The 25,666-nt window shown below is 42.6% G+C and carries 24 protein-coding genes and 1 riboswitch; of the genes, 3 read left to right on the top strand and 21 right to left on the bottom strand.

Translation table 11 applies throughout. The features are described 5' to 3' along the window. Nucleotides 1-943 precede the first annotated feature (943 nt). The 5 genes from RH061_RS10460 to RH061_RS10440 all read right to left on the bottom strand — a co-directional run bounded on the left by RH061_RS10460 (nt 944) and on the right by RH061_RS10440 (nt 9,540). Nucleotides 944-2,239 (bottom strand): TIGR02679 family protein, encoded by a 1,296-nt coding sequence (locus RH061_RS10460; RefSeq protein ID WP_311075883.1) that lies wholly within the window; start codon nt 2,237-2,239, stop codon nt 944-946. Continuing rightward, complete coding sequence (locus tag RH061_RS10455) at nt 2,232-6,338, bottom strand: TIGR02680 family protein (RefSeq protein WP_311075882.1); 4,107 nt, start codon at nt 6,336-6,338, stop codon at nt 2,232-2,234. The genes RH061_RS10460 and RH061_RS10455 overlap by 8 nt, the downstream gene beginning before the upstream one ends. After that, nucleotides 6,338-7,501, bottom strand: a complete 1,164-nt coding sequence (locus RH061_RS10450) for a TIGR02678 family protein (RefSeq protein ID WP_463675598.1) — start codon at nt 7,499-7,501, stop codon at nt 6,338-6,340. The genes RH061_RS10455 and RH061_RS10450 overlap by 1 nt, the downstream gene beginning before the upstream one ends. Beyond that, nucleotides 7,501-9,000 (bottom strand): TIGR02677 family protein, encoded by a 1,500-nt coding sequence (locus RH061_RS10445; protein ID WP_311075881.1) that lies wholly within the window; start codon nt 8,998-9,000, stop codon nt 7,501-7,503. Before RH061_RS10445 ends, RH061_RS10450 begins: the two co-directional genes overlap by 1 nt. A 321-nt stretch (nt 9,001-9,321) precedes the next feature. Next, the gene (locus RH061_RS10440) at nt 9,322-9,540 is read right to left on the bottom strand and encodes a hypothetical protein (RefSeq protein WP_311075879.1); all 219 of its coding nucleotides are present in this window, start codon (nt 9,538-9,540) and stop codon (nt 9,322-9,324) included. A 176-nt stretch (nt 9,541-9,716) separates the two neighbouring features. On the opposite strand from RH061_RS10440, the gene RH061_RS10435 reads away from it, so the two are divergent. Then, nucleotides 9,717-10,514, top strand: coding sequence for a hypothetical protein (locus tag RH061_RS10435; protein WP_311075877.1), 798 nt, complete (start codon nt 9,717-9,719; stop codon nt 10,512-10,514). Here RH061_RS10435 and RH061_RS10430 read toward each other — a convergent pair. Continuing rightward, nucleotides 10,500-11,030, bottom strand: coding sequence for a nucleotidyltransferase family protein (locus RH061_RS10430; RefSeq protein WP_396654892.1), 531 nt, complete (start codon nt 11,028-11,030; stop codon nt 10,500-10,502). The genes RH061_RS10435 and RH061_RS10430 overlap by 15 nt on opposite strands. A gap of 249 nt (nt 11,031-11,279) precedes the next feature. On the opposite strand from RH061_RS10430, the gene RH061_RS10425 reads away from it, so the two are divergent. Next, nucleotides 11,280-12,278, top strand: a complete 999-nt coding sequence (locus RH061_RS10425) for a DUF3231 family protein (RefSeq protein ID WP_311075874.1) — start codon at nt 11,280-11,282, stop codon at nt 12,276-12,278. Nucleotides 12,279-12,450: 172 nt separating this feature from the next. On the opposite strand, the gene RH061_RS10420 is transcribed toward RH061_RS10425, so the two are convergent. The 14 genes from RH061_RS10420 to RH061_RS10355 form a co-directional block, all read right to left on the bottom strand. Continuing rightward, a complete protein-coding gene (locus RH061_RS10420; protein WP_311076520.1) occupies nt 12,451-12,624 on the bottom strand; it encodes a hypothetical protein in 174 nt (57 codons plus the stop codon). 16 nt (nt 12,625-12,640) lie between these two features. Then, entirely contained in the window at nt 12,641-14,962 is a 2,322-nt protein-coding gene (helD, locus tag RH061_RS10415) for an RNA polymerase recycling motor HelD (RefSeq protein WP_311075873.1), read from the bottom strand. A 1,064-nt stretch (nt 14,963-16,026) separates the two neighbouring features. After that, a complete protein-coding gene (locus RH061_RS10410) occupies nt 16,027-16,212 on the bottom strand; it encodes a hypothetical protein (protein WP_311075872.1) in 186 nt (61 codons plus the stop codon). Between the two features lie 27 nt (nt 16,213-16,239). Continuing rightward, nucleotides 16,240-17,352, bottom strand: coding sequence for a DUF2812 domain-containing protein (locus tag RH061_RS10405; RefSeq protein ID WP_311075871.1), 1,113 nt, complete (start codon nt 17,350-17,352; stop codon nt 16,240-16,242). Between the two features lie 66 nt (nt 17,353-17,418). Beyond that, entirely contained in the window at nt 17,419-17,739 is a 321-nt protein-coding gene (locus RH061_RS10400) for a PadR family transcriptional regulator (protein WP_311075870.1), read from the bottom strand. Between the two features lie 158 nt (nt 17,740-17,897). Further along, nucleotides 17,898-18,362: a hypothetical protein gene (locus RH061_RS10395; RefSeq protein ID WP_311075868.1), complete on the bottom strand. Its 465-nt coding sequence runs from the start codon at nt 18,360-18,362 to the stop codon at nt 17,898-17,900. Then, nucleotides 18,362-18,568, bottom strand: coding sequence for a helix-turn-helix transcriptional regulator (locus RH061_RS10390; RefSeq protein ID WP_311075867.1), 207 nt, complete (start codon nt 18,566-18,568; stop codon nt 18,362-18,364). Before RH061_RS10390 ends, RH061_RS10395 begins: the two co-directional genes overlap by 1 nt. 471 nt (nt 18,569-19,039) lie before the next feature. Then, nucleotides 19,040-19,438, bottom strand: coding sequence for a cytidine deaminase (locus tag RH061_RS10385; RefSeq protein ID WP_311075865.1), 399 nt, complete (start codon nt 19,436-19,438; stop codon nt 19,040-19,042). Nucleotides 19,439-19,812: 374 nt separating this feature from the next. Then, nucleotides 19,813-21,036 carry a dicarboxylate/amino acid:cation symporter gene (locus RH061_RS10380; protein WP_311075863.1) on the bottom strand — a complete coding sequence of 408 codons (1,224 nt, stop codon included), beginning with the start codon at nt 21,034-21,036 and terminating at the stop codon, nt 19,813-19,815. Between the two features lie 83 nt (nt 21,037-21,119). Continuing rightward, nucleotides 21,120-21,258: riboswitch (cyclic di-AMP (ydaO/yuaA leader) on the bottom strand. Between the two features lie 169 nt (nt 21,259-21,427). Further along, a complete protein-coding gene (locus RH061_RS10375) occupies nt 21,428-21,877 on the bottom strand; it encodes a MarR family winged helix-turn-helix transcriptional regulator (RefSeq protein ID WP_396654870.1) in 450 nt (149 codons plus the stop codon). 12 nt (nt 21,878-21,889) lie between these two features. After that, nucleotides 21,890-22,366, bottom strand: coding sequence for a glutathione peroxidase (locus RH061_RS10370; RefSeq protein WP_311075861.1), 477 nt, complete (start codon nt 22,364-22,366; stop codon nt 21,890-21,892). Nucleotides 22,367-22,486: 120 nt separating this feature from the next. Continuing rightward, nucleotides 22,487-23,038 carry a 2'-5' RNA ligase family protein gene (locus RH061_RS10365; protein ID WP_311075859.1) on the bottom strand — a complete coding sequence of 184 codons (552 nt, stop codon included), beginning with the start codon at nt 23,036-23,038 and terminating at the stop codon, nt 22,487-22,489. A 110-nt stretch (nt 23,039-23,148) separates the two neighbouring features. Then, nucleotides 23,149-23,964 carry a PP2C family serine/threonine-protein phosphatase gene (locus RH061_RS10360; RefSeq protein ID WP_311075857.1) on the bottom strand — a complete coding sequence of 272 codons (816 nt, stop codon included), beginning with the start codon at nt 23,962-23,964 and terminating at the stop codon, nt 23,149-23,151. Continuing rightward, entirely contained in the window at nt 23,957-24,409 is a 453-nt protein-coding gene (locus RH061_RS10355) for an HIT family protein (protein WP_311075855.1), read from the bottom strand. The genes RH061_RS10360 and RH061_RS10355 overlap by 8 nt, the downstream gene beginning before the upstream one ends. 102 nt (nt 24,410-24,511) lie before the next feature. Here RH061_RS10355 and RH061_RS10350 point away from each other — a divergent pair, with 102 nt between their 5' ends. After that, a complete protein-coding gene (locus tag RH061_RS10350) occupies nt 24,512-25,024 on the top strand; it encodes an NUDIX hydrolase (RefSeq protein WP_311075853.1) in 513 nt (170 codons plus the stop codon). Between the two features lie 54 nt (nt 25,025-25,078). Here RH061_RS10350 and RH061_RS10345 read toward each other — a convergent pair whose 3' ends face one another. Continuing rightward, nucleotides 25,079-25,624: a GNAT family N-acetyltransferase gene (locus RH061_RS10345; protein ID WP_311075851.1), complete on the bottom strand. Its 546-nt coding sequence runs from the start codon at nt 25,622-25,624 to the stop codon at nt 25,079-25,081. Nucleotides 25,625-25,666 lie beyond the last annotated feature (42 nt).

Genomic DNA, 25,666 nt, shown 5'->3' with positions numbered 1-25,666 from the left:
TTGTCCGAACCGGTGGCTACTTCGGACAACTTTCATGGAAATCATCATGATGTTGTCCGAACCTGAGACTACTTCGGACAGCTTTGGCGGAAATCATCGTGAAGTTGTCCGAACCGGTGGCTACTTCGGACAGCTTTGGCGGAAATCATCATGAAGTTGTCCGAACCGATGGCTACTTCGGACAACTTTCATGGAAATCAGCATGATGTTGTCCGAACTCGAGGCTACTTCGGACAACTTTCATGGAAATCATCATGATCTTGTCCGAACCTGAGGCTACTTCGGACAACTTTCATGGAAATCATCATGATGTTGTCCGAACTCGTGGCTACTTCGGACAACTTTCATGGAAATCATCATGATGTTGTCCGAACTCGAGGCTACTTCGGACAACTTTCACAGAAATCATCATGATCTTGTCCGAACCTGTACCTACTTCGGACAACTTTCATGGAAATCATCATGAAGTTGTCCGAACCGGTGGCTACTTCGGACAACTTTGGCGGAAATCATCATGATGTTGTCCGAACTCGAGGCTACTTCGGACAACTTTCATGGAAATCATCATGATCTTGTCCGAACCTGGACCTACTTCGGACAACTTTGGCGGAAATCCTCCGGAATTTGTCCGAACTCAAGAATACTTCGGGCAACCTTCAAGCCAATGATTCTTATTTTTGGCCTACGGAATCTACTAAAAAAACAGCAAGGGATAAAACCCTTACTGTCTGCTCAATCGTTCAATTTAACTCTCCACTTTATAGACTCTTTTGTTTAACGCTTCAGTCTTGTAATCGATATGCTCAACAATCTTGTCTGTGTATAATCCTAAACTATCAACAAGATTCTTTTGTGAATTTTCTTGTCAATTTCCATCTGTTAATGAACTATTAAGGACATTGAATAATAGAGTAACATCAACAGCTATCTCTTTTAATTAATATTATTTTAAATCTCGTTCTTGTGCTTCCTTGATATCACTTATTAGTAACTCCACCAATGCTTCCTGGTAACCCGCCTTTTTCTTATCCCGCATCAATTCTATAATTTCATTCCAATTTGTTGGATTAACACCATTCAGTTTCAAAACGCGGTCTGATATGTCTTCCTCTGACATACTTTCCTCATATGCATCACCGTTCATTCGCCACAATATAAGCTTGTCGAGATATCTTTTCTTCATTCGATCCGCAATTAAAATTCCTTCAGGATCCAAGTCACCGGAATAATATAATGTGCACCCTGCTTCTGCCAATTGATCAAGCAGCCTCCACCCCGCCGCCCGCAACTGTCCATGAGTACAGATAATCGGTGCATCAGGAACTGCGTCCATCATCGTGGAAGCAACACTGGAATTCTCCACGATCCATACCATTCTGCCGGAAGCTGGGATAATCTTTTCGACCTTTGCCAATTCTTTCATGGGAACATTCAGGACTGTTTGTGTATGAACGGCAGCTTCCCAAACGGGATGAACCCCAGCTGAGCTGGAAGCAATCAATCCCTGGACAGTCACGAAGTTCCATAAATCATCCCTCAATAGACCAAATTCCGCAAGTAAATCATTGATTTCTTCCGTACTTTTAGGAAAAAGAAACTCATGTTCCTGAAAAGTCTTCTTATAGACTGCAAGAATATGAACCAGTAATCTGCCACCCGTTTCAGAAACATCGAAAAAATGAGGATTACCGGTTGTCCGCTGCGCAAAGAATGGAAGACGTTCGAATTCCCCCTTGGCCGGCAGCGTCAAAAATGCTTTAGTCACCTTATTAATCAATTCTGAAAGCAGCACTTCATTCTGCTTGTATATTGACCAAATCCAGCGTGTATCCGGACCCTTCTGAATCAGCCAGTCAATCCACCACCCTGCTTTGGGAATCTCGAGTCTTAAAGATTCTAAAAAGTCTTTTTCGACCTTTAGTGCATGCTCTAATTCTTCCTTTTTCGATAAAAGTGGTTCCTGAAATACTTCTTCTAATAGCTCCACAAGGGTAAAATCAGTATACCCTGTGTTCCCCAGTTCGCTTTCAAACTGAACCAGGCCAACCCTACCTTTTCCGACAAGCGCAGCAGCCGACAGCCCAAGAAAGCCGGCAATTGCATCAATCTCCGCTTCCTTAAAACCTTTCAAACTGACAAACCCGCCAACTCTGCCGAGAGAGCGGTACTTCTCACGGAACAGACTGAACAGCTTCATAAATCCTGGTTCTTCCAAAAAAACGCGCACCCGGCTATTCATTCGTCACCAATTCCTCCGGAGCTTCCTCAAACACCAGCGATTTCTGTTTACCATCCCATTGATAGCGGATGACCGTCACAAAATCAGCGTTCTTCGGACGGACCAGCTCGCAGATCGCCAGGCTCGAAATCGTGTCATAATCTCCCCATAAAGCCTGGGAATTCATGATGTAATTAAAACCGAGCTGTTCAACAACCTCAAACATATCGCGGATATTATTCTCATCGACACCAGCAAATGCCTCATCAAGCGAGATGATATATGGGGCCATATCTCCGGCTTCCTTATACCGTGAATAAGCAGCTGTGAATAAAGGAATATACATGGCCATCGCTTTTTCACCGCCGCTGAACTTGAAGAAAGCGTTGTTGGTCAGCTCTCGTTTCGGTTCATTCACCCGGCTGAACGACAGAACGAACGTAAACCATTTGCGGTAATCAAGAACTTCCTTCAATACCTGATGAAGGGTAGACCCTTCATTGCGAAGCTGGATCAGCTCCTTAGCCTTGGCAATCCTTGACTGGAAGTGTTTCGTGATCTTCTGCAAGTCCTCTTCATTCAGAAACTTGCTGTTCCGCTGCAGTAGCTGGACCAAATCTTTTGTATCCATTTCCTTCTCTGATTCTGCAGTCAGCGGTTTCCAGGCAATCGAGAAAATCAAACCAGAAGAATTATCACGGTCTGCCATGATCTTATCCATTTCCTTCACCCACTGCTGTGCACGCTGGATACGATTCCGCAGGATAATGCCGACACTGTTTAAAATAATATCCTCATACAGCCATCGGTCCTGCTCATCAAGCCAGCCCTGCTGTTCATCAAGTTCCTTTTTCAACTCAGTAGAAACATAATAAGGGCTGACACGCTGTCCGCGGTATTCCATCTGGATCAGGCGCCTGCCTTTCAGCTGATGCCACTCACTCAAGAACGGCTCGTACTTTTCATCAGAACCGTCGGCAAACCAAGCCGGAATCTCTGCATCCTCGGTATATTCAAACATACGGTATTCTGTCAGGTGAGCATGTTCATTGAAAAAGACTTTCGTCAGCTGTTCCGATAGTTTTGATCGCTCATGCTTAAGTAAAACCGGCTCGTACTGATCCAATATCTCGTGTGCTCCGGTTCCCTCAATCGTGAAAAAGCCCCGTTTCCGCTCTGCTTCCACCATGCTGGACCACTCTTCGCCCATCCGTTTCCAAAACGATAAATCCATTTTGGCTTCTTCAAGCTTTTCCTTTACACGCTCCTGATCTGTCTCCGCTTTCGGAAGGCCGCTCTTAATCCTATCAATCTCACTCTCTGCCTCTTGAAGCAAACGCTGAACTTCCCTGATCCTGTTCCTGACTTCATCAATTCCTTTCAGCTGAAGCTGCTGATCAATTGATTCGATTGTCGCCTTGACTGTTCCAAGGTGACTTTCCTTCCTGCTTTGCTCACCCTTCAGCTCATCCAAACCCTCTTCAAGTTCGTCAATACGCTGTAAGTAAGTCTGTAGATGCGTTTTTGCAGAAGATACTTTTACATCATTATTTTTCAGCTCATGTAAAAAATCAATATAGCTTTGTGCTGAAGTAACCGCACTTCCGAGATCCTCAACCGTTAAAGGTATATTCAGCTGGACACCTTTATCACGTAAAATCCGTTTTACATTTGTGTACTTGTCATACACAAGTTTCCAGTCTTCATCAATGGTGCTGAGCAATGCCCTTTCGTTTTCCAACTGATGCTGTTTCTTCACGATTTGGTCGTAAATGTCTAAAAGAATCTTGTCATCAGGCATGTCTATCTTCCATGTATCAATTGATTCTAGTTCTGTGATGAACTGCTGAAGTTCATGCTTCAAATCAGATAGGTCCGCACTCAACCCCTGCAGCTTTTCTGTCCAGAGTTGGATGAGCTCACGCTGATGCCTTTTTCGGGAAGAACGGCCAATAAATTTTGACGTTGCTTCAATCGGGGCATGTCCTCTAAGGCAGCCAATCGAATATGTACCGTCATGGTCGATATGAAATCCAGTCCCGTCATTCTCCAGCGGAATAGAGCGCAGTACCTGGTCAACCAGGTCTTCACTCAATGGGCTGTCTTCATCCAGATCGGGCATCAGATAATCAGCGAGCGTATATCCAAGCAACCGGGGATCAGCACTTAGCAATGCATCTTCCACAGGACTGGCCGACCGATCCATTATCAAACTGTCAAGAATTCCTATTCTTTTCAAAGCGGACTCCAACCGTTCCCGCTGCTTATCTGTGACATGATCTTGGAATTCAACCGCAGCATAGAACGGCAGGAATGATACACCTTCACCCTTTAGCTTCGTACGATGGTTTTCTGTACCTGCTGACCTTTCCGGATCAAGCATCTTTTGAGTTTTAATCCGAAGCAGCTCAGCTTCTGCTTCACGAATTTCATTCTGCTTCTGCTTGATTCGGTCCTTAGTCAGTGCCTCATCCTTCCTTACTTCTCCCTCATAAGCATGAAGTGCATGATAAAGCTGGGAACGAACATCATCATAACGATTCCTCTCGTACAGACCTTGCAAGGCGCGGGCAATACCCTGTCGATGTTCATTCGAATAGACGAGCTTCGGATGATTTTCCATCCATAAAAACACATTGCTTTCAAGCTTTTGATGCTCCTCCTCGAACCATCCCTGATAATGGTCAAGGTCTTTCTGCAAACCATCTATTTCTTTTTTCTTCTCTGATGACTGCCGTTGAAGACGACTCTGGTCCTCACCGAGCCTTACTGCTTCCATAGCCAGCTTCTCAAGTTCCCCCAGCAGCGCGCGATGATCCTTCGCCTCTTTTTGCCAGACGGTAAAATCAAAACCATGTGCCTTGCCCCGATCATAATCGGAAGCATTCACCTCATGCTGGTGAAAGGCAGAAGAATCAGCATCAAGTGCAAGCTCCCCCAGAAGTTCTCTTTCTTTTTCGCTATACTGAAAAAGCTCATCTTCAGCCGCTTGTTTCTTCTGATATTCATCACGAAGTTTTTTATGATTGTCGTCCCATCGCCTTTTAAGAGAGGCAATCTCATTCAATACAGCAGCTGACTCTTCGACTTTCTCGGTCCTTTTCCGCTCCAGGGACCAGACCTCATGCTGCCGAAGAGAACTGCTTTCCTGCTCTGCAACATGTTTTTGCTGTTGGTATGTGGAGAGATCGACCCGCAGCTTGGTGATTTCCTGATCAAGCAGTTGCTGCTGGGAAGTATACTCCTCCACTTTTCCTTCCGCAGCCTTGCTTTTTAACAGTGCCTTCTGCCATTGATCTGCCCGCTCAGCTAAAATATATTTGTTATAGGTGTCATATGCTGTTTCCAGTCTGTTGATGGATTCTGACTCGCGGTTCAGCTGCTCCAATTGCTGCTGGGTCTGGTCCATGCTTTCAATCGTATCCGATAGATGGCGAAGCTCATCATCTGTCAATGGCGGCAGCGCTGACTCAAGAATTTCATAGATGACTGTCGGTTTGAAATCCTTCGAAAGCTTAGGGCTCCTAAGCTGAATCAGCAGCTTGATTAAATCTTCATACGCATCAATGGATTGAAAGCCGAAAACATATTTATTCACAAGTTCCAAATATTCCCGCTGCGTGTGGACAACATATCCACCCTGCCCAATCCGGTTTTCCAGTTCTTTTGCCGAAAGCGGGATTTTTTCGCCTGTATGCTTTTGGACAAGATGGAAATCATGCCCGATTCTCCGATTATCGGTGAGCAAAAAATACCATGATTTGATGCTTTTGTTTCGCTTCGCCTGCATCCCGATTCCAGTCGTGATATACTGCTCCGAACCCTGTTTTTTGTACTCGATGAACAAATAGCCTGTCCGCTCATCGCGGTTAACGACTTCCTTTTCGCCTAGCAGATAATCTTCCATCCTGCGCGCTTTCGACCCGAACGGATCCAATCGATCAGGAGACTTTTTGCCATCAAGCAGCACAGGCAAAAAGCTTTGCATCGTAACTGATTTTCCTGAACCATTCGATCCGCGCAGCAAAAGTTTTCCCTGCTCAAAGTGGAAAATTTCTTCATCGTAATACCAGAAGTTCAATAAGCCAGCACGGTTCATCATCCATCTTGTATTCAGCATTACTCCTCGCTCCCTTCAAAATCCGCTGGAAATGCTCCTGCCAGCACACCCAGCAGCGGCTTTACTTTAATCAATGAACTCTCTCTTTCGACCTCAGCCATCATCCAATCTTTCATAGACTCAATTAATTCGCTACGAATACTGCTGTTCGACTTTTCCCTGAAGTATTTGGACCATCCTCGCTCAAATTGACGGCGGAGTTCAGCGATGATACCATCCATTTCGCCTTCTGTCAGCACAATCTCGCCTGTCTCATTGGGGATGTACTTTTCAGGATCATCATGGAGATGCTTTGAAAATTGAAGAATGAGATCGGTCGATGCTTTCGCATCAGGGTATAGCTGCTGATACTTCCTTGATTCTGCAGTGGATAAGAAGGCTGTGTTTTTATAGACATGCAATTTATATTCACTATGATTTTCGATATCATCGGATAGCCTGTTGCGGAAATTGCGAATATACAAGAAGTCCGGATCCTGCTGATCTGCCCGATGCAGCCCCGGCGAAAAAAACAGCTTACGATACACCCGTTTTCGCCGTTCGTCCTCCCGGTTCAATTTCCAGTCTTCCTTCAAAAGTTCTTCCCAGTGCTTATAATTCATAAAGTCATCAGGGTAGGTGCGCATGAAATAACGGCTGTACACCGTTGCCTCATAGAGCACTTCATGTTCCTCATTATGGTCATACCGGCTGATGTCACCATCGATGGTCCTGATCAACTTAAAATCAATCAAGACCTTGATGGCGCGGATCAATGATTTACGATGGATATAAAGTGTCCAGTCAAGGGCAATGTCACCTGGATAATCTGCCTGGATTTCCTGGCTCAACTCTGACAGGAGGAATTGTTCATCAACAGACTTCCCCTCAAGGAAGGAAAGCGCACAGCAAAAAACGCCATAATCCATAGGTTCCTGGAATTCCTGGATTCCCATCCAGCGCTCAGGCTCTACCGGGATTTTTTCTAATTTGATAAAATGCTGATGGACAATCAGCCGCAGTCCGAATTTATCATTAATATAGCGGCGCAGCACCTTCTCCCGCTCGCGGATAAGCTGGTACGATTCAGGCTGCTCGCTGCGGAGGATCCAATAATGATGGAATAAAAGATCCATCCCGAGAATCGCTTTTTCATCAAAATCAAGTGTTTGCTCCATCCTCATTATTTAGATCCCCCTTCACCTTCAAAAGTGAATACAGCATCCGGCATTTTCAGTGTGCCGTCCTCCGCCTCCAGCAGAATCGTCTTCTCTCGGTCAATAGTTACCTTCACGACCATGCCATAGTCTGTCTTGACTTTGCCATTCTTGCTTGCCATCGATTTTCCAATCCAGCCTAGTAAAATCTTCCTGACAAACGGTTCTACTTTTGGGACACTTGAAAGCTTAATGACTCCCTCATGTATATATTTTTTGATCAACAGTCTTTCCTGTTTCCGTTCCGCTAAATACTCGTCTCGCTGCTGTCGTTTTTTCTCTTCATTCGATACCATTGACCCTGGCTTCGTTCTCTCACGGTAGCGATTCGTCCTTGGCTTAAGTGTAATCATAGCCGGGGTTTCTTCCCATGTTTCACTATGTAAATTATCAGTGCTCACTTCCTCAAGCTGCAAGTGCTTGATGGACATCGCCCCAAACACGACAGAGGACAATTGATGAGCCTCCTCGAGCGTTTCGGTGTTCATAAACCATCTCGCCAAATGCAGATAATCATTTTTCCGGCTTCGAAAGTGCTGCTGTCGTTCGCCAATTCGCTGAACATATCGTGTCATTCTTCTTATCATTTCATTTGTCTGCCATTGCAGGACATCCAATTCACTCTGCTGCAGGCTTGATCCAAGAAACCATTGCCGAAGAGATCCCCAATACTCCTGATATTCGATTCGCCACTCCTCGAGCGACGAACTGACATCCTCAAGTCTCGGAATCGATTGCCTGTGTTCAATCAGCTTTTCGAAAAATAACCCCATCTTATCAGGTGAAAGTTCATCGAGTCGCTCCCTGATCTGCAGTGCTGTATTTTGCAGCGATACGATAAAGTCGCGCAAATAGGTGGTGAATTGATTCTTATAGACAAGGAAGGCTTCCGTCTGCATCCTCTGGTCTGTCTGTTCGCTGTTTATGTATGCAATGTAATCAGCCGTACTGGTCCGGATCGTCTGGAAGTATCGGAACACATCCTCCCAAATCCGCATATACTCTTCCGGTGTCTTTGAAAGGCTGCCTCCGAGCTCCTGATGCAAATTCGATAACGACTGCAGCAGACGATCAAACTGAGAACGTTCCAAAGATCCTTGAAAGGTGTCGCCTACCTTCTTCTCCAGGACAATCAGCATCCGCTCGATTTCAATCGTATAAGGAGTCGACTGATAGCGGAACCGCTTCTTTTTATATTCCTCCACTGTCTTCGCGTTCGTCATATCCTGGCGGGCGATCAGATTGTTCCACTTGACAAGCTGGGCCAGCTGCTGATGCAGCTGCTCTTCCTGATAATCTGAAAAAGAAGGATTGGTCCGCATATACTCCAAAATTTCCTCAGGGGAAATGAAATCTCTCATTCTTTCATGCTGATGGTAAAAATAGCGTAAAATCGTCCGGTAGTGCGCAGCCGAATCCGCCGTCAGGTAACTGGCCTCGACTACCTTCTTCATCGTTACATCCAAAGTCATCATCCTTCATCAGAATCTATTACTTTTATTGTAAAGGAAATACCAGCTTTGGGGTACAGGTTAATAGAGGAATTCATTCAGGAAAATAGGTGAGATAGATTATAGAAGTAGCAGAAAAAGGTTAAAAGGGCCAGAAACGAAGGATAACAAATCAGTTAAGATGATTCGTTTGATGTGGATAGTTAAATCATATAGTCGTAAATATAATAGCCCAAGAAGCGAATCATCCAGTTGGTATAGACCTTAATGAAAATTTCGAGAAACTCTTTCGGTTACTAAATCAATTAAAAGAATTTTAGTTATGGGCCCACATCTTTAGTTTGTGGCTTCAATTCGGTCAACCGTTGCTTTGACTTCTTTAATGTCGGCTTGAATGGCTTCAACGCTATTCTGTAAGTTCATTACATCACCTTTCAACGCAATTACATCTTCTTTTACATTCATCTTATCAACTTTCATAGTGCTAATGTCTTCTTTTACATCACTTGGATCCTTCTGCATACTTAAAGAGATATCTAGTATTTGTTTTTCCATACTTCTCACCTCCTTTGATTAATAGTGTAGACATTTCTGGTTTTCTGTCTCCACCTAACTAAAAGGATAGAGACACTCCCCAAAAAATCCGTCACAATACTGCCACAATATTCCCCTCCCCACCCTGTCCTTTTTGCCTGTCCAAAGATATATAGACAGTGAAAGGGCGGTGCAAAATGATGACAATTAAATCAGGGGTCATTGAGGGGTTCGAGGAATATTCGCAATTCGGTTCGCTGGAGGAGTTCAATCGTCATTTGGAGATGTGGCTTGCAGTACATAAACATGATTTTTCAAAAGGAGAGCTAGTAGGCTTAAAAAGGCTTGCCCGATTTGCTGCTAAAATTCCGGGTGTAAGCAATGCGAAGATCGGCACGGTGCTGAAGGCGATACATGAGGAATACAACGAGCTTGGGATTTCCCGTTCCACTTTTAAAAGAATGATCATCAAAGCAAGCCGTCTTGGAATTTTCACTGTTCATGAAACAGAACGCAAAAATGGTTCTCAATCCAGCAATCTATATGTTTTCAATCGTTTTCCTAATGGTGAACCACCCAAGAAGGAAAAAATGAACCACCATAATAAAACCATTATTCTTTCTGAAACTAAAACTATTAAAAACAATAAACGTGAAGAAACAGCCTCCACCAAGGAGCCTGAAGACCATTTTTTCGTAAGTGATCGGATTCCAAAGCCATTTATTGAATTGGCTAAATATTTTTTTCCGGAAGCAAAGTCTATCGAGGAATTTTGGAGGATGACGGCAATTGCCGCCTACAAAAACAACCAGGAGAACGAGACAGATACCATTCTGGCCGTCTCCATGGATTCTTTTAAACAGCTCATCCGTAAAATGAAATCTGGTCTAAAGGTTAAAAATCCGCTCGCCTACTATACGGGAATCCTGAATAAAAAGTTTCAGGAAATATACTTCGCAGATCTGTTCGAAATGGGATTCTTACTGGGAAAGTAATGCTATATGATGTACTTTCACCTTTGGCCATTTAGCTGCCCAATTTTTCTTGGTCAGCCGCTCCTCGTAAATGGCAGCACGCTCTTTCGTTTCTGTAAAAAAAGGAGTCGGCTTTATTTCCATATGGAGGACATCCTCCAGCCCACATGGTGCCGTCAGGACTAGTTTGTCTTCCTTGTCGAGCTTCACACCAAGTGCTGTCGCTGTTTCCGGGAATTTCGAAATGGCATCTTCCGAAGAAGTGTAAGGCGGAATCTGATTAACAACATGCATCCTCGCCTGATTTTTAACAGACCAGGGAATCTCAGGCATTAGGCTTTTTAACTCGTTTTCAAGTTTCTTTTCATAGTCTTCATCAATGTGGGCGGGATCATAATAAATCACATCAACATCAGGAGTCATCGTGCGCTCCTTGAAACCATGCAGCGTGTCCCAGATGTTCGACCGGACAAAGCCGGCACAAATCCACCAGTCAGGCAAATCAAGAGTACCTGCTGTATGTATGATTTTCATCATATTTTTGTCTGATTGAAATAAATTTATGACGTCTTTCTTGTTCTTCAGCAAACTTAACACCTCTCAACACGAACGTATATTCTCATTTTACCGTAACACGAAAACAAGGTAAATAAAACAGATTTTTAACGATTTTATTTTCAATTAGTTTAACAAGCGTTGTATGTCTGAGCTATTGAACTGTTCCGGGCTTTACGAATCAAATTCAGGCATTCTGCACAACATAAAAAAAAACCAGGAGGAACATCAATGCCAGAAAAAGCGCCTATAACATCTTCTGAATTAGGGACATTATGGCTCACTTATCAGGAAAAAACGATGATCTTAAGAATGCTGGAGTATTTTATAGAGAAAGCTGATGACGAAAAAGCAAAAGAGATCATGACTAGTTTACATAGCGATCTTGAGCTTTATGTTGGTAAAATAATAACCATTTATGAACAGGAAGGGGCCGTTATTCCAGTTGGTTACACCGCTCAAGATGTCAATAAGGATGTTCCAAAACTATACGATAACGGTTTTGACATTATGTTTGTACGTTTATTAAAGCAAATAAGCATGGGACTTCATGCTTTAAACCTGACGATGACGTTCAGGGAAGACATCAATATTCTTTTTGAAGATCTTACGGCCCTTACACAGAAGTATTATCGGATTTGTTCGCAGTATCTGCTAGAGAAAGGGCTTCTTGTCAGGACTCCTTTCGTTTCAATGCCGAAGTCAGTAGAGTTTGTTAAAAATAAAGACTATTTAAGTGCAAGTACCCTTAATCCACTAAGCCAGAAGAGGACATTAAACACAGTCGAAGTCGCGCATCTTCATAAAGGGATCGAAGCAAATCTTACAGGCCTCCAAATGATTTTGGGGTTTGCACAATGCGCCCACGATAACCAGGTAAAAAAATTCTTTCATGAAGGGGCTGAACTGGCTAAGGGTATCATCAAAGAAATTAGTGAATTAATGATTCAAGACGGACTTCCTGTTCCACAAACACCAGGAGGAAATGCAACGCGTTCCACAGTCGCTCCATTCTCCGATAAGTTAATGATGTATTGTACAAGTCTGTTTTGCAGTTTCTCCCTGGGAAGCAACTCCCTCGGCACAGCTTTTAGTTTACGCAATGATCTGCCTGCAAAAATGTCCATCTTCACAAAAGATATATTTGAATATGCCCATAAAGGTGCGAAAATAATGATTAAAAAGGGATGGACTGAAGAGCCTCCTCAAATGGTCAACCATAAAGAATAATCTTTAGTTTCAATGTGAAAAAGAGCAGTGGTCTACGTTTTCAGACGTAAAAACTGCTCTTTTTTAGCTATAATATGTTGAGGCTTCACCAGCACACACAATTTTTTGACGGACATCTGCTTTGAATAATCCACTAGCAAAATAGAATCAACTAAATCTGATAACTCCAGGCTTACCAGACCAGTACCGCTCCTTCGTCTATCGAAAGCCTGACGAAACCTTCCCTTTCCAGCATTTTTGAAAATGCTTTTTTCCCGGAACCAGCCACACCGCACATCATGACAACAAGCGGTGTGTGAACATCAATCTCCTTGATCATCAGATCAAATTCATAATTACCAAACACCACTGTTTCACCTCATTTACGCTTCAATCAACCCTTCACTCAACCCTTTTCGCAAAAACGGACTGGGTTCCCCGACACTATAAAGCTGCAAATGATGCATCGCTCTCGTGCAGGCAGTATAGAACAGTCTGCGCAGGCTTTCATCAGCATACACATTCTCTGATGTGTCATAAATAATGACAGCATCGAATTCAATCCCCTTGGATAAATAGGACGGGATCACGACTACTCCTTGCTCGTATTCTAGCGAACTGCTTTTCACCAGTTTGATTCCATCAATATTTGATAAATCTTCATATGCGGTTGAACTTTCCTCTGCTGATTTGCAGATGATCGCTATACTATGGGACCCTAAACTCCGCAATTGCTCGACCTTGTCAGCAATTCTTCTATGCAGTTCCTCGTGATTAGCCAATTGAGTCAGGACCGGTCGCTCACCGTCGCGCTCAAAAGGTATAATCGTTTCACCGTTAGGAATAAGTGAACGTGTAAATTCAATAATCGGTTTTGTGGAACGGTAACTCCGGGACATGTTGATCACTTCTGTTTTATCCTGACCGTACAGGCTGGTGAGGGTGTGAAAATCGACCATTTCTCTAGCATGGGCGAAGATTGCCTGGTTAAAATCACCGAGGACAGTCATCTTTGCAGCAGGGAATAATCGCTTCAAAAACTCGAATTGAAAAGGAGAATAATCCTGCGCCTCATCCACGACAATATGTTTGATCGAGCTGTTGATCTGAAAGCCCAGAATCAGCTCTTTTAAAAGCAGAAACGGAGTGGCGTCCTCATAATACAGCTTCCTTTCGTCCAACATCTTTACAGTGTATAAGCAAATTTCCTGCCATTCCTCTGGTACTTGCTCCATTAGGTTGCTCTCGGTAAAAAGCTGCCTGTAGATTCCCTTGATGTTTATGAAACGATAAGCCTTGATCATTTTACGCAATGGATTAAACTTCTTCCTAATAATCAGTCTAGCCAATGCATCAGCCTCGATTTCATAATCAGGAATCGACTCTCCTGCATATCCACTTTTTTTCGCCAGATAGGCATGTGCCTTATGATACTCCTCATCGCTAAGCAGTTCGATTTCTTCCTGGACCCACTCTTTATCCTGTTCAACCTTCTCAGTCTCAACAATTTGCTTCAAAAGCCAATCTCTCATTTTTTCAAGACGGCTATGAAAACTGAGCGTTGGATCACTGCTGTAAAAATGGTCTTGTATCTGCTGGGCAGTGACAATCGCATCTCCTCTGAAACGAATGTTCTTGAAAACCATTCCAGACACTTCGAGCGACTTCCTGTATGACTGAATCGCTTCAAAAAAATGAATGGAAGCTTTGAATTGTATTCCCGCTACCCTGGCTTTATACGGCTCGTCACCCTTAGCTGTTAAAACATATTCCAATTGCTCATATGGATTTTCTACGTCGAATTCCTTGCCCAGCCGATGATCGAGATATTCCTGGAATGTGGCCTGCTGCATATTCTCCTCACCAAGTTCCGGTAAAACATTGGATACATAACTGCTGAACATCGTATTCGGAGAGAAAAGGATGATTTGGTCGGCATCCAGTTGGTCCCGGTATTTGTAGAGCAAATAAGCAATACGCTGCATGGCAGCCGATGTTTTGCCGCTGCCGGCCGCACCGTGAACAATGAGCAGTCTCCCGCTGTCTTGGCGGATGATCCGGTTCTGTTCCTGCTGAATTGTCGCGACGATGTTATGCATATGTTTATCCGTTCCTTTGCCGAGCACCTCCTGCAAAATCTCATCACCAATCGTCAGGCTCGTATCGAACATCGACTGCAAAACGCCGCCACGGATAAGATATTGCCACTTTTTCTCGAGATTGCCTTCAATGATGCCTCCAGGTGTTTGATATTTCGCAGGTCCAGGCTGGTAATCGTAATAAACACTAGAGACTGGAGCCCTCCAATCATAGATCAGGAAATTTTCGCCCCTTGCATCGGTAAGCGAGGAAATACCAATATAGATTTGTTCTGGGGCTGTAGAACCGTTTTCCGTAAAATCGATCCGGCCAAAATAGGGGATTTCTTTCATTCGTCGCAATGTGGCCAAGCGCTTTGAAGAGTGTCTGTGTGTACTCTGGCTTACCGACAGAGCCTGTGCCTCCTGCCTCAAACCGATAATTGTTTCAAGAAAATCATCAAAGGTATCCGTATTGACCTTCACTTCATCCCAAAAGTGTTTCCGGATATGGATGACCTCATTTTTTCGCTTCGAAGTTTCTTCCTCCACCCTGTCGATTTCACCCATAATAGACTCCATCACACTGTTCAATCGCTTTTGCTCACGCTGAAGATCCATACTCATAGCAACACCCCTAAATTTTTTTGAGAAAAGAGTTGACTACCGTCTCGATTGCATTGTATAATTAAAATAAGGATAATAATATCTTAATTTTTAATCAATAAATGCACATCTATATAAAGTTACCACAGGATCTCATTCTTTTCAATATGAAAAAGAGCAGTATTTACGTTTGGTGCGTAAATTACTGCTCTTTTTTGGTTATCTTTCATCGTCTCTAACAATCTTTTTTCCTAAAAGCTTAATGATCACTTCATTCTGTTTTGTACTCTTATGTAAATGCTTCGCAATGAGCGGTAAATAGGACAAAATGAATGCTCCAACCGCAAAACCAAACAGCAATAAGAATAGTTGGATAAATCCTTACCCCCTAAAGCTAATCCGATATACTCTCTTTAGAAATCGTATCCAATTTATGCCCCGTTTACGAACAGGAGTATAAAACTAGGCACATAAAACTCCTATATGTTCCCCGTCTCTGGACAATAGCAGAAAACCGGGCACATATAACCCCGGTATGTTCCCCGTCTCTGGACAATAGTAGAAAACCGGGCACATAAATCCCGTATATGTTCCCCGTCTCTGGACAATAGTAGAAATCCGGGCACATAAATCCCGTATATGTTCCCCGTCTCTGGACAATAGCAGAAGACCGGGCACATACAAACCCGGTATGTTCCCCGTCTCTGGCCTATAGCAAGAAACCGGGCACATAAAACCTGGATATGTTCTCCGTCTCTGGCCAATAGCAGAAGACCGGGCACATACAAACCCGGTATGTTCCCCGTCTCTGGACAATAGCAGAAAACCGGGCACATAAATCCCGTATATGTTCCCCGTCTCTGGACAATAGTAGAAAACCGGGCACATAAATCCCGTATATGTTCCCCGTCTCTGGCCAATAGTAGAAAACCGGGCACATATAACCCCGGTATGTTCCCCGTCTCTGGCCAATAGCAAAAAACCGGGCACATAAAACCTGGATATGTTCTCCGTCTCTGGCCAATAGCAGAAAACCGGGAACTTAAGCTGGATAGGCTCATCCAGACACAGGTCCTCTCAAAGTATCATTCAGGTTTCTTCACCATTCTCCAAATGAAGCTGCCGATCAACAGAACCACCCCGATGGAAGTTCCAATTAGCTGATCCATTAAAACTTCACCGGTTTGGGAATAGACAATAACCAAAGTGCCGCCAAAGATCAGGATGATTAATCCTGCCAATCGCATAAGATAGGTTGCATTTACTTTCATCCTTATCCCTCCCTCTCAATCTGAAACTCAATCAATCTTCTCAACCACATTTTCAATCACCGAGCTGATATCGGCGTATCCATGATAACGCACATACATGACTTCGTCCCCTTTTGCAGCAAATACTTCACTCATCTCTTCTTCTTCATGGACAACCAGTAAATCTAAGTCTGGGTGCTTCTTTTCAACATATTCATCGAGGCTGTTTTCATAAAGATATCGTTCCACTAAATCCCAAACGAGGTTTTTTGCCATCGATGGGAACCTGAGCTGATAATATTCTGTTTGAATACCCGGTGAATATTCACCGCTGAGATCCTCCCACAGCTTGCCAGGAACCACTCCATTTTCATATGATTCATATTTAACAGGTGCCAACAGACTCCATTCAGATGATACTCGATTGCCCCAGTCCACATTGTCACTCATATACTCAGCTTCTGGTCGAATCAGATCCGGGTGATTTTCTACATCTGCCAGCCTGACAATTGGCAAATCCACACTTCCTTCAGGCAAGGTATTCGTCTCCATTTTTGCAATCTGTATAAACGGAATGATAGCACACAATCCAACCACCACTGTAAAAAGTAAAGCAGCTGCCGTATGGATTCGATGATGATTTTTCCATGACGCTTGATGGTCAATCGATTTCCCCTCGACGAGATTTTTGCGCAAATCCCTGATTGATAAGGTTGCACGTAATGAATGATAGGCGGTATAGGCGATGAATAGGGTTAATATTGTCTGCGTAATCATGGCCCCATCTACCATGACGTATGTAGGAGTTCCATCGAGAAACCAAATGGAAGCCATCATGCCAATCATCAAAACCATCCCAATAATCGCGCTCCCCGCATTCCACGCCAGCTTTTTATCCAATCCCTTTAATGTATAAACCTGCTCAGCTGGGTCTGTATGAAGTTCTGGAGCATCCAGCTCGGCCGGTGATGAAAATACGTGAAACTGACCGTAGCTTGTCACATAATCCCATCCACTTTCCCGGTACATCTCTATTTGCTCAATAGAAATCCTTCTCTTCGAGGAAACATCAATTCTATACCTCATATCCCGCGGTTCACCCTGTTCGAACCTGGCAAAATGGATGCCCATCTTTTTCAGAAAAAGTCCCTGGGCCGCCATATCAGTAAACCAGCTTTCATGCTCTCCGATTCTCCAAAATCACTGGGGCGGAGCTTATAGACCGATCTATTCATTTCCAGCATCCTCCTCTAGAATCCAGCTGTCATGGATCAAAGCTTTAAGGCGGTCATACTCAGTTCGGAGCGCTTGTTTCCCTTCCAGTGTAATCTCATAAGTCTTCCTTCTGCCATCATTCTCGGCTAAGGAAATCAGACCATCCTTCTGCATCCGTGAAAGGACTCCATAAAGCGTACCCGGCCCCATATTCACTCGGCCATTCGAGACCTCCGTTATCGCCTGCATCAGCTGGTACCCATGATTCGGCCGCATCAATGCCAGCAGCACATAATACATCGCTTCCGTCATCGGCCCTCCAGAATACGCCATCGAAAACACCCCTTCATTTTATTAAAAGTAATATTATGTCTCTCGATATTATGTATCACGATATATCGTATGACATAATAATAACCCATAATTAACCAGCTGTAAATAGAGAAAAAGCACAGGGAGATGCCTGCGCTAAAGAGGTATTGCTATTCAATCTAATAATGTTTTTTCCATGAAAGGAAATAGGCAGTGGATTGGACAAGCGGAAACAGCATGATGATAATGACTGGATAATAAGGAACCGATTCTGAGATGAATGGATAGAGCAGCATGAGGGCAGTCAGGAGCGGGAATGTATACCACATCGTGACATAGGAAGCTCTGCATGCTTTGGCCGTAATTTCTTGTTCTCTCTCGTCACTTTCTTCAAACTCAGGCGGCAAAAAGAAGGACTTGGCAATGGACTTGTTTTTCCTTTTACTCTTCATGAACAAAATCGCTGACAAAATTCCACCGAGCACTAAGGCGGCAAAAATAGGAGTAGCATTGATGGTCACTTCCCATGGTGGCTCTGGATTCTTGATCACTTCCGCAAAATCCATTTGCGCATAATAAAAAGCTATCATGGCCCATGCAAACAACACGAAAATCCCGACTGACATAAGAAATTTTTGATTCATTATCCCTCATCCTCCATAAAAAAGATCTCTTCGATTGGCAGCTGAAACACAGCAGCGATTTTCATCGCCAGCAACAAGGACGGTATATAACTCCCCTTTTCCAAAGCAACGATTGTCTGCCTTGTCACGTCAGCCCTCTCAGCCAAATCGTTCTGTGTAAAACGATGCTTCGCTCTCAATTCTTTCACACGATTGGTAAGTCCCATAATTCTCAAACACCATACCTTTCACAATACGAATGCATGCTCGATTTTACTTTTTGTAAAGTAAACTGAACATTCATGGGTAAAAAAAAGCCCAGCTACTAAATCCCCCCATTTTCTGATAAATCAATTGTATACTTAACTTTACATTTTGTAAAGCCGACTTTACAAAGAAAAACCAGCCCAGCACAAAGATTCCTCCCAAACCTTTCATAACCGAAGAAATTCCCGCTATTGTAGATAGAGGGTACTTTTGAAGCAGAAATAAGCGTACAAATTCCGATTAACTCCATTAAATGTCAAAAACCAATGTTTTGATTGAAATAACCGGAAAAACGCCCCTTATTTCAAAGAAAACAAGGTGCATTTTATATTTAAACAGAAAATGTCCGTTTATCTTTCACAGCCAAAAAATAAAAAGAGCACGCCCTGATATAATCATCAAAACATGCTCTCATACTATTCAAGTAATCTTTACATATCTAAGTCCGTGAATGCATATGGCAGTAATTCTTTTAAAGCCAGTTCCCGGATCTCTTCTTTGTCATTCGTTAGGTACACCGGCATATCAGGTGAGCAGAATTCAGCCATCACCTGCCTGCAGATGCTGCAAGGCGGGAGGAAGTCGGCCGTATCCCCAGAGACGGCGATCGCCGCGAAGTCACCTTTTTTGTAACCATTCGCCACAGCTGTAAAAATAGCTGTCCTTTCCGCGCAGTTCGTCGCACCAAATGATACATTTTCTACATTCACTCCGTTGTAAACGGTGCCATCTTTTAGCAGCAAAGCTGCTCCTACAGGAAATTTGGAGTAAGGCGCATACGCATTCTTTTTCGTCTGACGCGCACTTTCCACTAATTGTTCTTTGTTCATGTCATCATTCCCTTTCCCACAAGAATGAACTTTTCACAGTCCCCTTTACGCCAACGAAAAGTTGGCAGGACTTCTAATATAATACTTGTGCTAATTTTTTGTCAATGGAAAAACGGTGAACTAATTGAACTTTAAGCAAAAAAAGCACAAGTCAAATGGGAACGGTTTCTGTTACCTGTCAAAACATTAGTTGGATAGATTAATAGACATTAATATGTAGCTAGTGGATTAGGAGGGCTAAATCCGTTTCTATTTTCTTCAATAATAATTAGTAAAATTTTCTATACAAAGAAACAAGCGAATCATGAAAAATCCGCTTGCTAATACATTAATTTTTGAACCGGAATACTTACAATCTTCACCGGCTCCCTTTGTTATGCTTTTCTAGCTTCTCTTTTTGCTTCGGTCTCTGCTACTACCACGGCACAGGCAGCATCGCCGGTAATGTTCACGGCGGTGCGAGTCATGTCAAGCAGGCGGTCGATTCCGATGATAAGGGCAATCCCTTCAACCGGCAGGTTAACGGATTGGAGGACCATAGCTAACATGATCAATCCCACTCCCGGAACACCTGCGGTTCCGATGCTGGCCAGAACAGCTGTAAGGACAACCGTGATCAGTTGGGTGAAGGTTAGGTCCACGTTAAATACCTGTGCGATAAAAATCGTCGCTACACCTTGCATGATGGCCGTACCGTCCATGTTGATTGTCGCGCCGAGCGGTTGGACGAAGCTGCTGATCGACTCAGGGACTTTTAAATTTTTCTGTGCGGTGCTCATGGAAATAGGCAAGGTAGCATTGCTGCTCGAAGTACTGAAGGCAACGCCCATCGCAGGGCCAAACCCTTTAAAGAACCATACAGGGCTTTTCTTTGCTATCAGTGCCACTGAAGATCCGTAAACGAAAATGGAATGAACCAGAAGAGCCAGCAGGACAACAAACATATAAAGGCCCATGGCTTTAATGGCATCGAGTCCCTGGCTGCCCACTGCTGAAACAATCAGCCCAAATGTTCCGTATGGTGCAAACTTCATCACCAGGTTGACAAGGTACATTAACAAGTCATTCCCTTGTTCAACTAGATTCAGTATCCCTTTAGTTTTTTCGCCTAACATGGTCAAGGCGAAGCCGACAAAGACGGAGAAGGTGATGATTTGGAGCATGTTTCCTTCTGCAAAGGCTGCGAAAGGATTTGTAGGAATAATATTTAACAGTGTATCAGAGACCGGTGGAGCTTCCTCTGACTTGAAGTCGGCATTGGAAGTGTCAAAAGTGCCGACATTACCAGGCTGTAATATAAAGCCTAGAGAGATGCCGATGATGATGGCAAGAGTTGTAGTCATAAGGAAATACGAGATGGTTTTAAGCCCAATCCTGCCAAGCTTTTTCGGATCGCCAAGTCCCGCGGTTCCGAGTGTAATAGAAAAGAAAACAATTGGTACTACGAGCATATTGATAAGGTTTAAAAAGATTTTTCCCAGCGGCGTGAATACAAACTGATCTAATTGCGGAAAAATGCCTGGCGCGATCAGATTGATCAGCAGCCCAGTGATTCCTCCGGCTATCAGGGCTATGATAATTTTGGTAGATAATTTCATTAAGATGACCTCCAGATTAACTAATTCCAAAAAAAGGCAATAAAAAATACACAGAGGCAAAAACCACTGTGCATGATGCAGTGTTTTCCTCTCAACACGCCTACGAGGTTAGCTGCCGGGTTCGGGTTTTGAGAGTACCCTACCTGTTAAGGATTCACCCCGATTACTTTAAAAAAAGTAACAATTGGTTCCCCCGCTCAAAAGATTAAGCGATCGTGTATTATTTTTCTAATATAATATCAGGTTTGTCCGTTTTTGGGAACAAAAAAATCTTCAGACTCATCCTGCAGGCAATCTTTCATTGCGGAACATAAAGTAAAATAACCAATTTATCCGATCAAAAAATAAAAAAAGGTGATTACTCTTTAAATATGTAATCACCCTGTCCTTCTCAAGACCGGTTATACGTGTTCAACTTCCCCCGCAAGACACTTAATTGCTTCATCAGCTGCTCATACTCTTCATACTCAATATTGCACAGCTTCAATTCTGCGGCAATCTTCTGTACAATCTCTTCCTTTTGCTCAATCGCTTTAGGGAGAAGGGTGATGGAAACCTTCCGTTCATCCTCAGTGGAACGCTCCCTTTTCACCCATCCATTGGCTTCCATCCGTTTGATCATCGGAGTCAAAGTGCCGGTGCCGAGATTTAACCTTTTCCCCAGTTCCTTAAGTGTAAGACCATCCTTCTCCCACAATGCCAATAAAGCCAAATATTGCGGATAAGTGAGCCCAAAAGACTCCAGGGCTTTCGTATAAAGTTTGGTAAACTGGCTTCCCGCGTCATAAACCGCAAAGCACAACTGATTTTCCAATGTTAAAAAATCCTTCAAATAACTCATCCTTCACAATGCTTAGAGTAAATTATCAAGGTCACTCTTGATTTTTTCCGGCTCGGTAGTTGGCGCGTATCGTTTAACCACCTGTCCTTTCCGATCAACAAGGAACTTTGTGAAATTCCATTTGATATCCTTCGTCAGCACTCCACCTTTTTGTTCTTTTAAAAAGGCAAAAAGAGGATCAGCTTTCGCGCCGTTCACATCTATTTTCGCGAACATCGGGAATGACACACCATAGTTCAACTGGCAAAACTCGGTCGTCTCCTCGATATTATCAAACTCCTGATTATTGAACTGGCCGCACGGGAAACCCAAAATCTCCAAACCTTGTTCCTTGTATTCATCATACATTTCCTGAAGCCCTTTAAATTGAGGCGTCAAACCACATTTACTAGCCGTATTGACAATCAGCAATGGTTTTCCTTCATAGTCTCTTAAAGATTCAGTATCTCCATTCGTCTTTTTAACGGTAAAATCATAAACAGTTTTCATCTATAATCACTCCTCGGAATAATTAAATCGTGTACGATTAAATCGTACCAGTTTTTTATATTTTTCGCAAAGTATTAAGAAAGGAGATTGAGATAAATACAAAAAGACCTTTATATAAGGTCAATTGGTTAATGAGATATCTATAAAATTTTCATATCTTCGTTTTTTATTATTTAATTCATAAACCCTAATAAAACTCACTTCGAATTTGGGATATGGTGCTAATTCAAGATCTGCTGTTCTCTCCATTTCTTTAAGTTGATTTTTGGAAAGGCCAGAAGAAATGTTTACACCGTTATGTTCCTTCCCCAGAGTTAAGTGAGGTACAAAGGCGTCTAGCTCAAAATACTGTTTAATTAACTCATCAGATGGTGAGATCTCATTCACTATTTTTTGATGCAAATGGTGTAATTCATTTGAGTCAACACTCAAATATAAAATGTTATCACCAAAATATCTTGGCTTACCTAATGATACTTGAAAACGCTTGAAGTTCTCACAGACTCTTTTAACCTTGTCTATCCACGTCTTGTCAGGAGTTAATCCCCCTTGCGCTTTCAATGTTATATGAGGTTCAACACCTAATTGCTTAACCCATTTACTTTGGAACTGAACTATTTTTGATAAATATTCTTCTGGTGGAACAATACCTATAAAGTACTCTACCTTCAATATTTCTCATCCCTTTTATTTCTGTTTAATTAAACTTTTAGATAGACAACTATTATTCTCTCACCAAAAAACTTAGAAATAAGTACTATGATAATTTTGATTAAAAGATTCTATTGATCACTAGGCCTGGTGGCTTCCTTAAAAACATTCACATTCCAGCTAAGGATCGTCGTGCTGTCCCTGACATGGTTACTCTTTATCGTCTCTAACATGGAAGTAATGATGCTTTCATCCTCTTCAATATCAGGAAAGGAATGATAAATGCTCGCAGGGTTTGCGTAAGGTTCATTTGGACATTCAATCAACCCATCTGTCGTCAGGAAAATACGATTCTTTCCTGTTCTTAATTCCCTTATTCCAACACTGTAACAAGGAACATCCAATTCAAACGTATTGACCTCGCCAATCCATTCATAAAATTGTCTCTGGTTTAACTGATACTGACCCATTGCAGCAAGTTCCTCGTGAAATAAATAGAGCACACAATCACCAACTGAAAACCACCATACATATTGATCCTTCCGCGCGACTATTAAACAAGCTGTCTCACCTGTAACATTTCGGCAAGCTAGTAAAAATTCTTCAGATTGAAAAAGGCTTATTATCTTTTCTTCTAGCTTTTTAAAAGTCAGTTGATTTGTCGGCTTGGACAAAGTTTGCTTTATTTCAAGCTCCGCACTTTCGATTTGCTTAATAATCAATTCTGCACTTTCCGCAGTATTATGTGCATCAAGCAAGATTGTAAACTCCCAATCTTGCTGTTCATTGAACCACACCAGACATCCATCTTCATTCTTATACTGTCCAGCTCTCGAATTGCCTCCATAACGCCCAACTACGATTTTACCAATCTGAGAAACGTCTGGCTGATCAACAAAGTGTTCCTGGTTCCCTACCCAGCAAAACTCCCCGCTCTGCTTAGCCATGGAGCTGATTCTCTAAATATGTCTTAATACGGGTACAAAGTGCAATCACATCATCATTGCTACCCATTGGCGCACCTTCCCAATCATACACCGCATTCGGTCCCCAATATTCCTTTGGAGTGCCCGGATAGCGAGGAACCAGGTGCATATGAAGGTGCGGCACCGAATCCCCCGACACAAAAGCATAGATATGTTCAGCACCTTCGCTCTCCATGAGTGCTTTACTTAATTTAGCCATCATCATTCCGAACACTTTCGCCTCCTCCATATTCATCTCTCCAAGTGTCGGAACATGCCTTTTTAAATCAATCATAATATGACCTAAATAGTTAGGATTCCCATTCCGATCAATATGACCAACATACACAAAATCATCCTCAAAAATTTTCACGCCAGAAGTTTCGATAGTGCCACTATGCTTATTACAGATAAAACAATCGTTCACAGGAATCCCGCCTTTTTTGATATTTTTAAAAGTATAATATATTTACAGAAAAATTGGTATAATTTTCTAAAGGGAATTAACTATGAAGTGAGGCGACAGGACATGAACTTCCATATGACAATAGACGAACCAAATACGGATAACTATAAAAATACTATCGAGAGAGTAGCAGTCAGAGCGGTTATTATGAAGGATAATCACATTCTACTGGTTCAATCCAATAGAGGAGATTTTAAATTTCCCGGTGGTGGTGTTGAAAAGAACGAAAACCATGAGGATTGTTTAAAACGTGAGGTTAGGGAAGAAACTGGTTATATTGATTGTATCGTCACAGATAAGATTGGCACAATCATTGAACAGAAAAAGGATGACTTCGAAGAGGATGCGTTATTCCAAATGATTTCACACTACTACCTATGTAATCTGGTAACAGAAGAAAAAGATGCTCAGCAACTAGATGAATATGAGGCAATTCTGGATTTCACTCCAAAATGGGTTACACTCGACGAGGCCATTCAGCAAAATGAACGCCTGATTGACAAATTTGAGCAACATAACTGGTTGAAGCGTGAAACCTATGTATTAAAAAAATTGAAAGAAATGCAGTCATATTAATGAACGTAAGATACTGCAGAAGCAGCTCTGCTTCTGCAGTTATTAAATAATAATCTAATACTTTTCAGCATCCTCATTTTTCAAGAGACTATAAACAATCAAATCCTGATAATGATCGTAAAGAAATTGCCCCGCCCGTTTGATTCCTTCCTTTTTGAACCCTAATCTCTCAGGGATCCCCTGGCTTTTCAAGTTATTAGCTCCGCATTGGATCTCGATCCTATTGATGGAATACCTGTCAAATAGCTCATTAATAAGCCTCTTTAAGCTAATCGTGATGATTCCCTTACCTTCACTGTCCTTAGAAATAAAATACCCAATGCTCGCAGCCCGATTGCCCCAATCAAACTGGACGCCAATCATGCCGACAAGAATACCATTATATCTGATCGCAACATCGAACCCTTGATTATTAGCCAGATTCTCTAACCAATATTTAATCACCGGCACCATATCATCTGCACTTTTCCGTTTGTCCACCCACAGCAGCCATTCTCTTAAATGCTCCCGGTTGTGATCAATCAACTCAAAGATCTCTTCAGATTGATGCTGTTGTAATAATTCGAGACTAATAGAATCATTCACTTTAAAATTGAACATAGTAAGCTCCAATCATAATTATTAATTATCTAGCAAAGGGAA

Origin of the sequence: Mesobacillus jeotgali, assembly GCF_031759225.1 — a bacterium.
GTDB lineage: Bacteria > Bacillota > Bacilli > Bacillales > Cytobacillaceae > Mesobacillus > Mesobacillus jeotgali_B.
The sequence above is the reverse complement of the archived record's forward strand: the minus strand, read 5'-3'. Positions and strand labels throughout refer to the sequence as shown.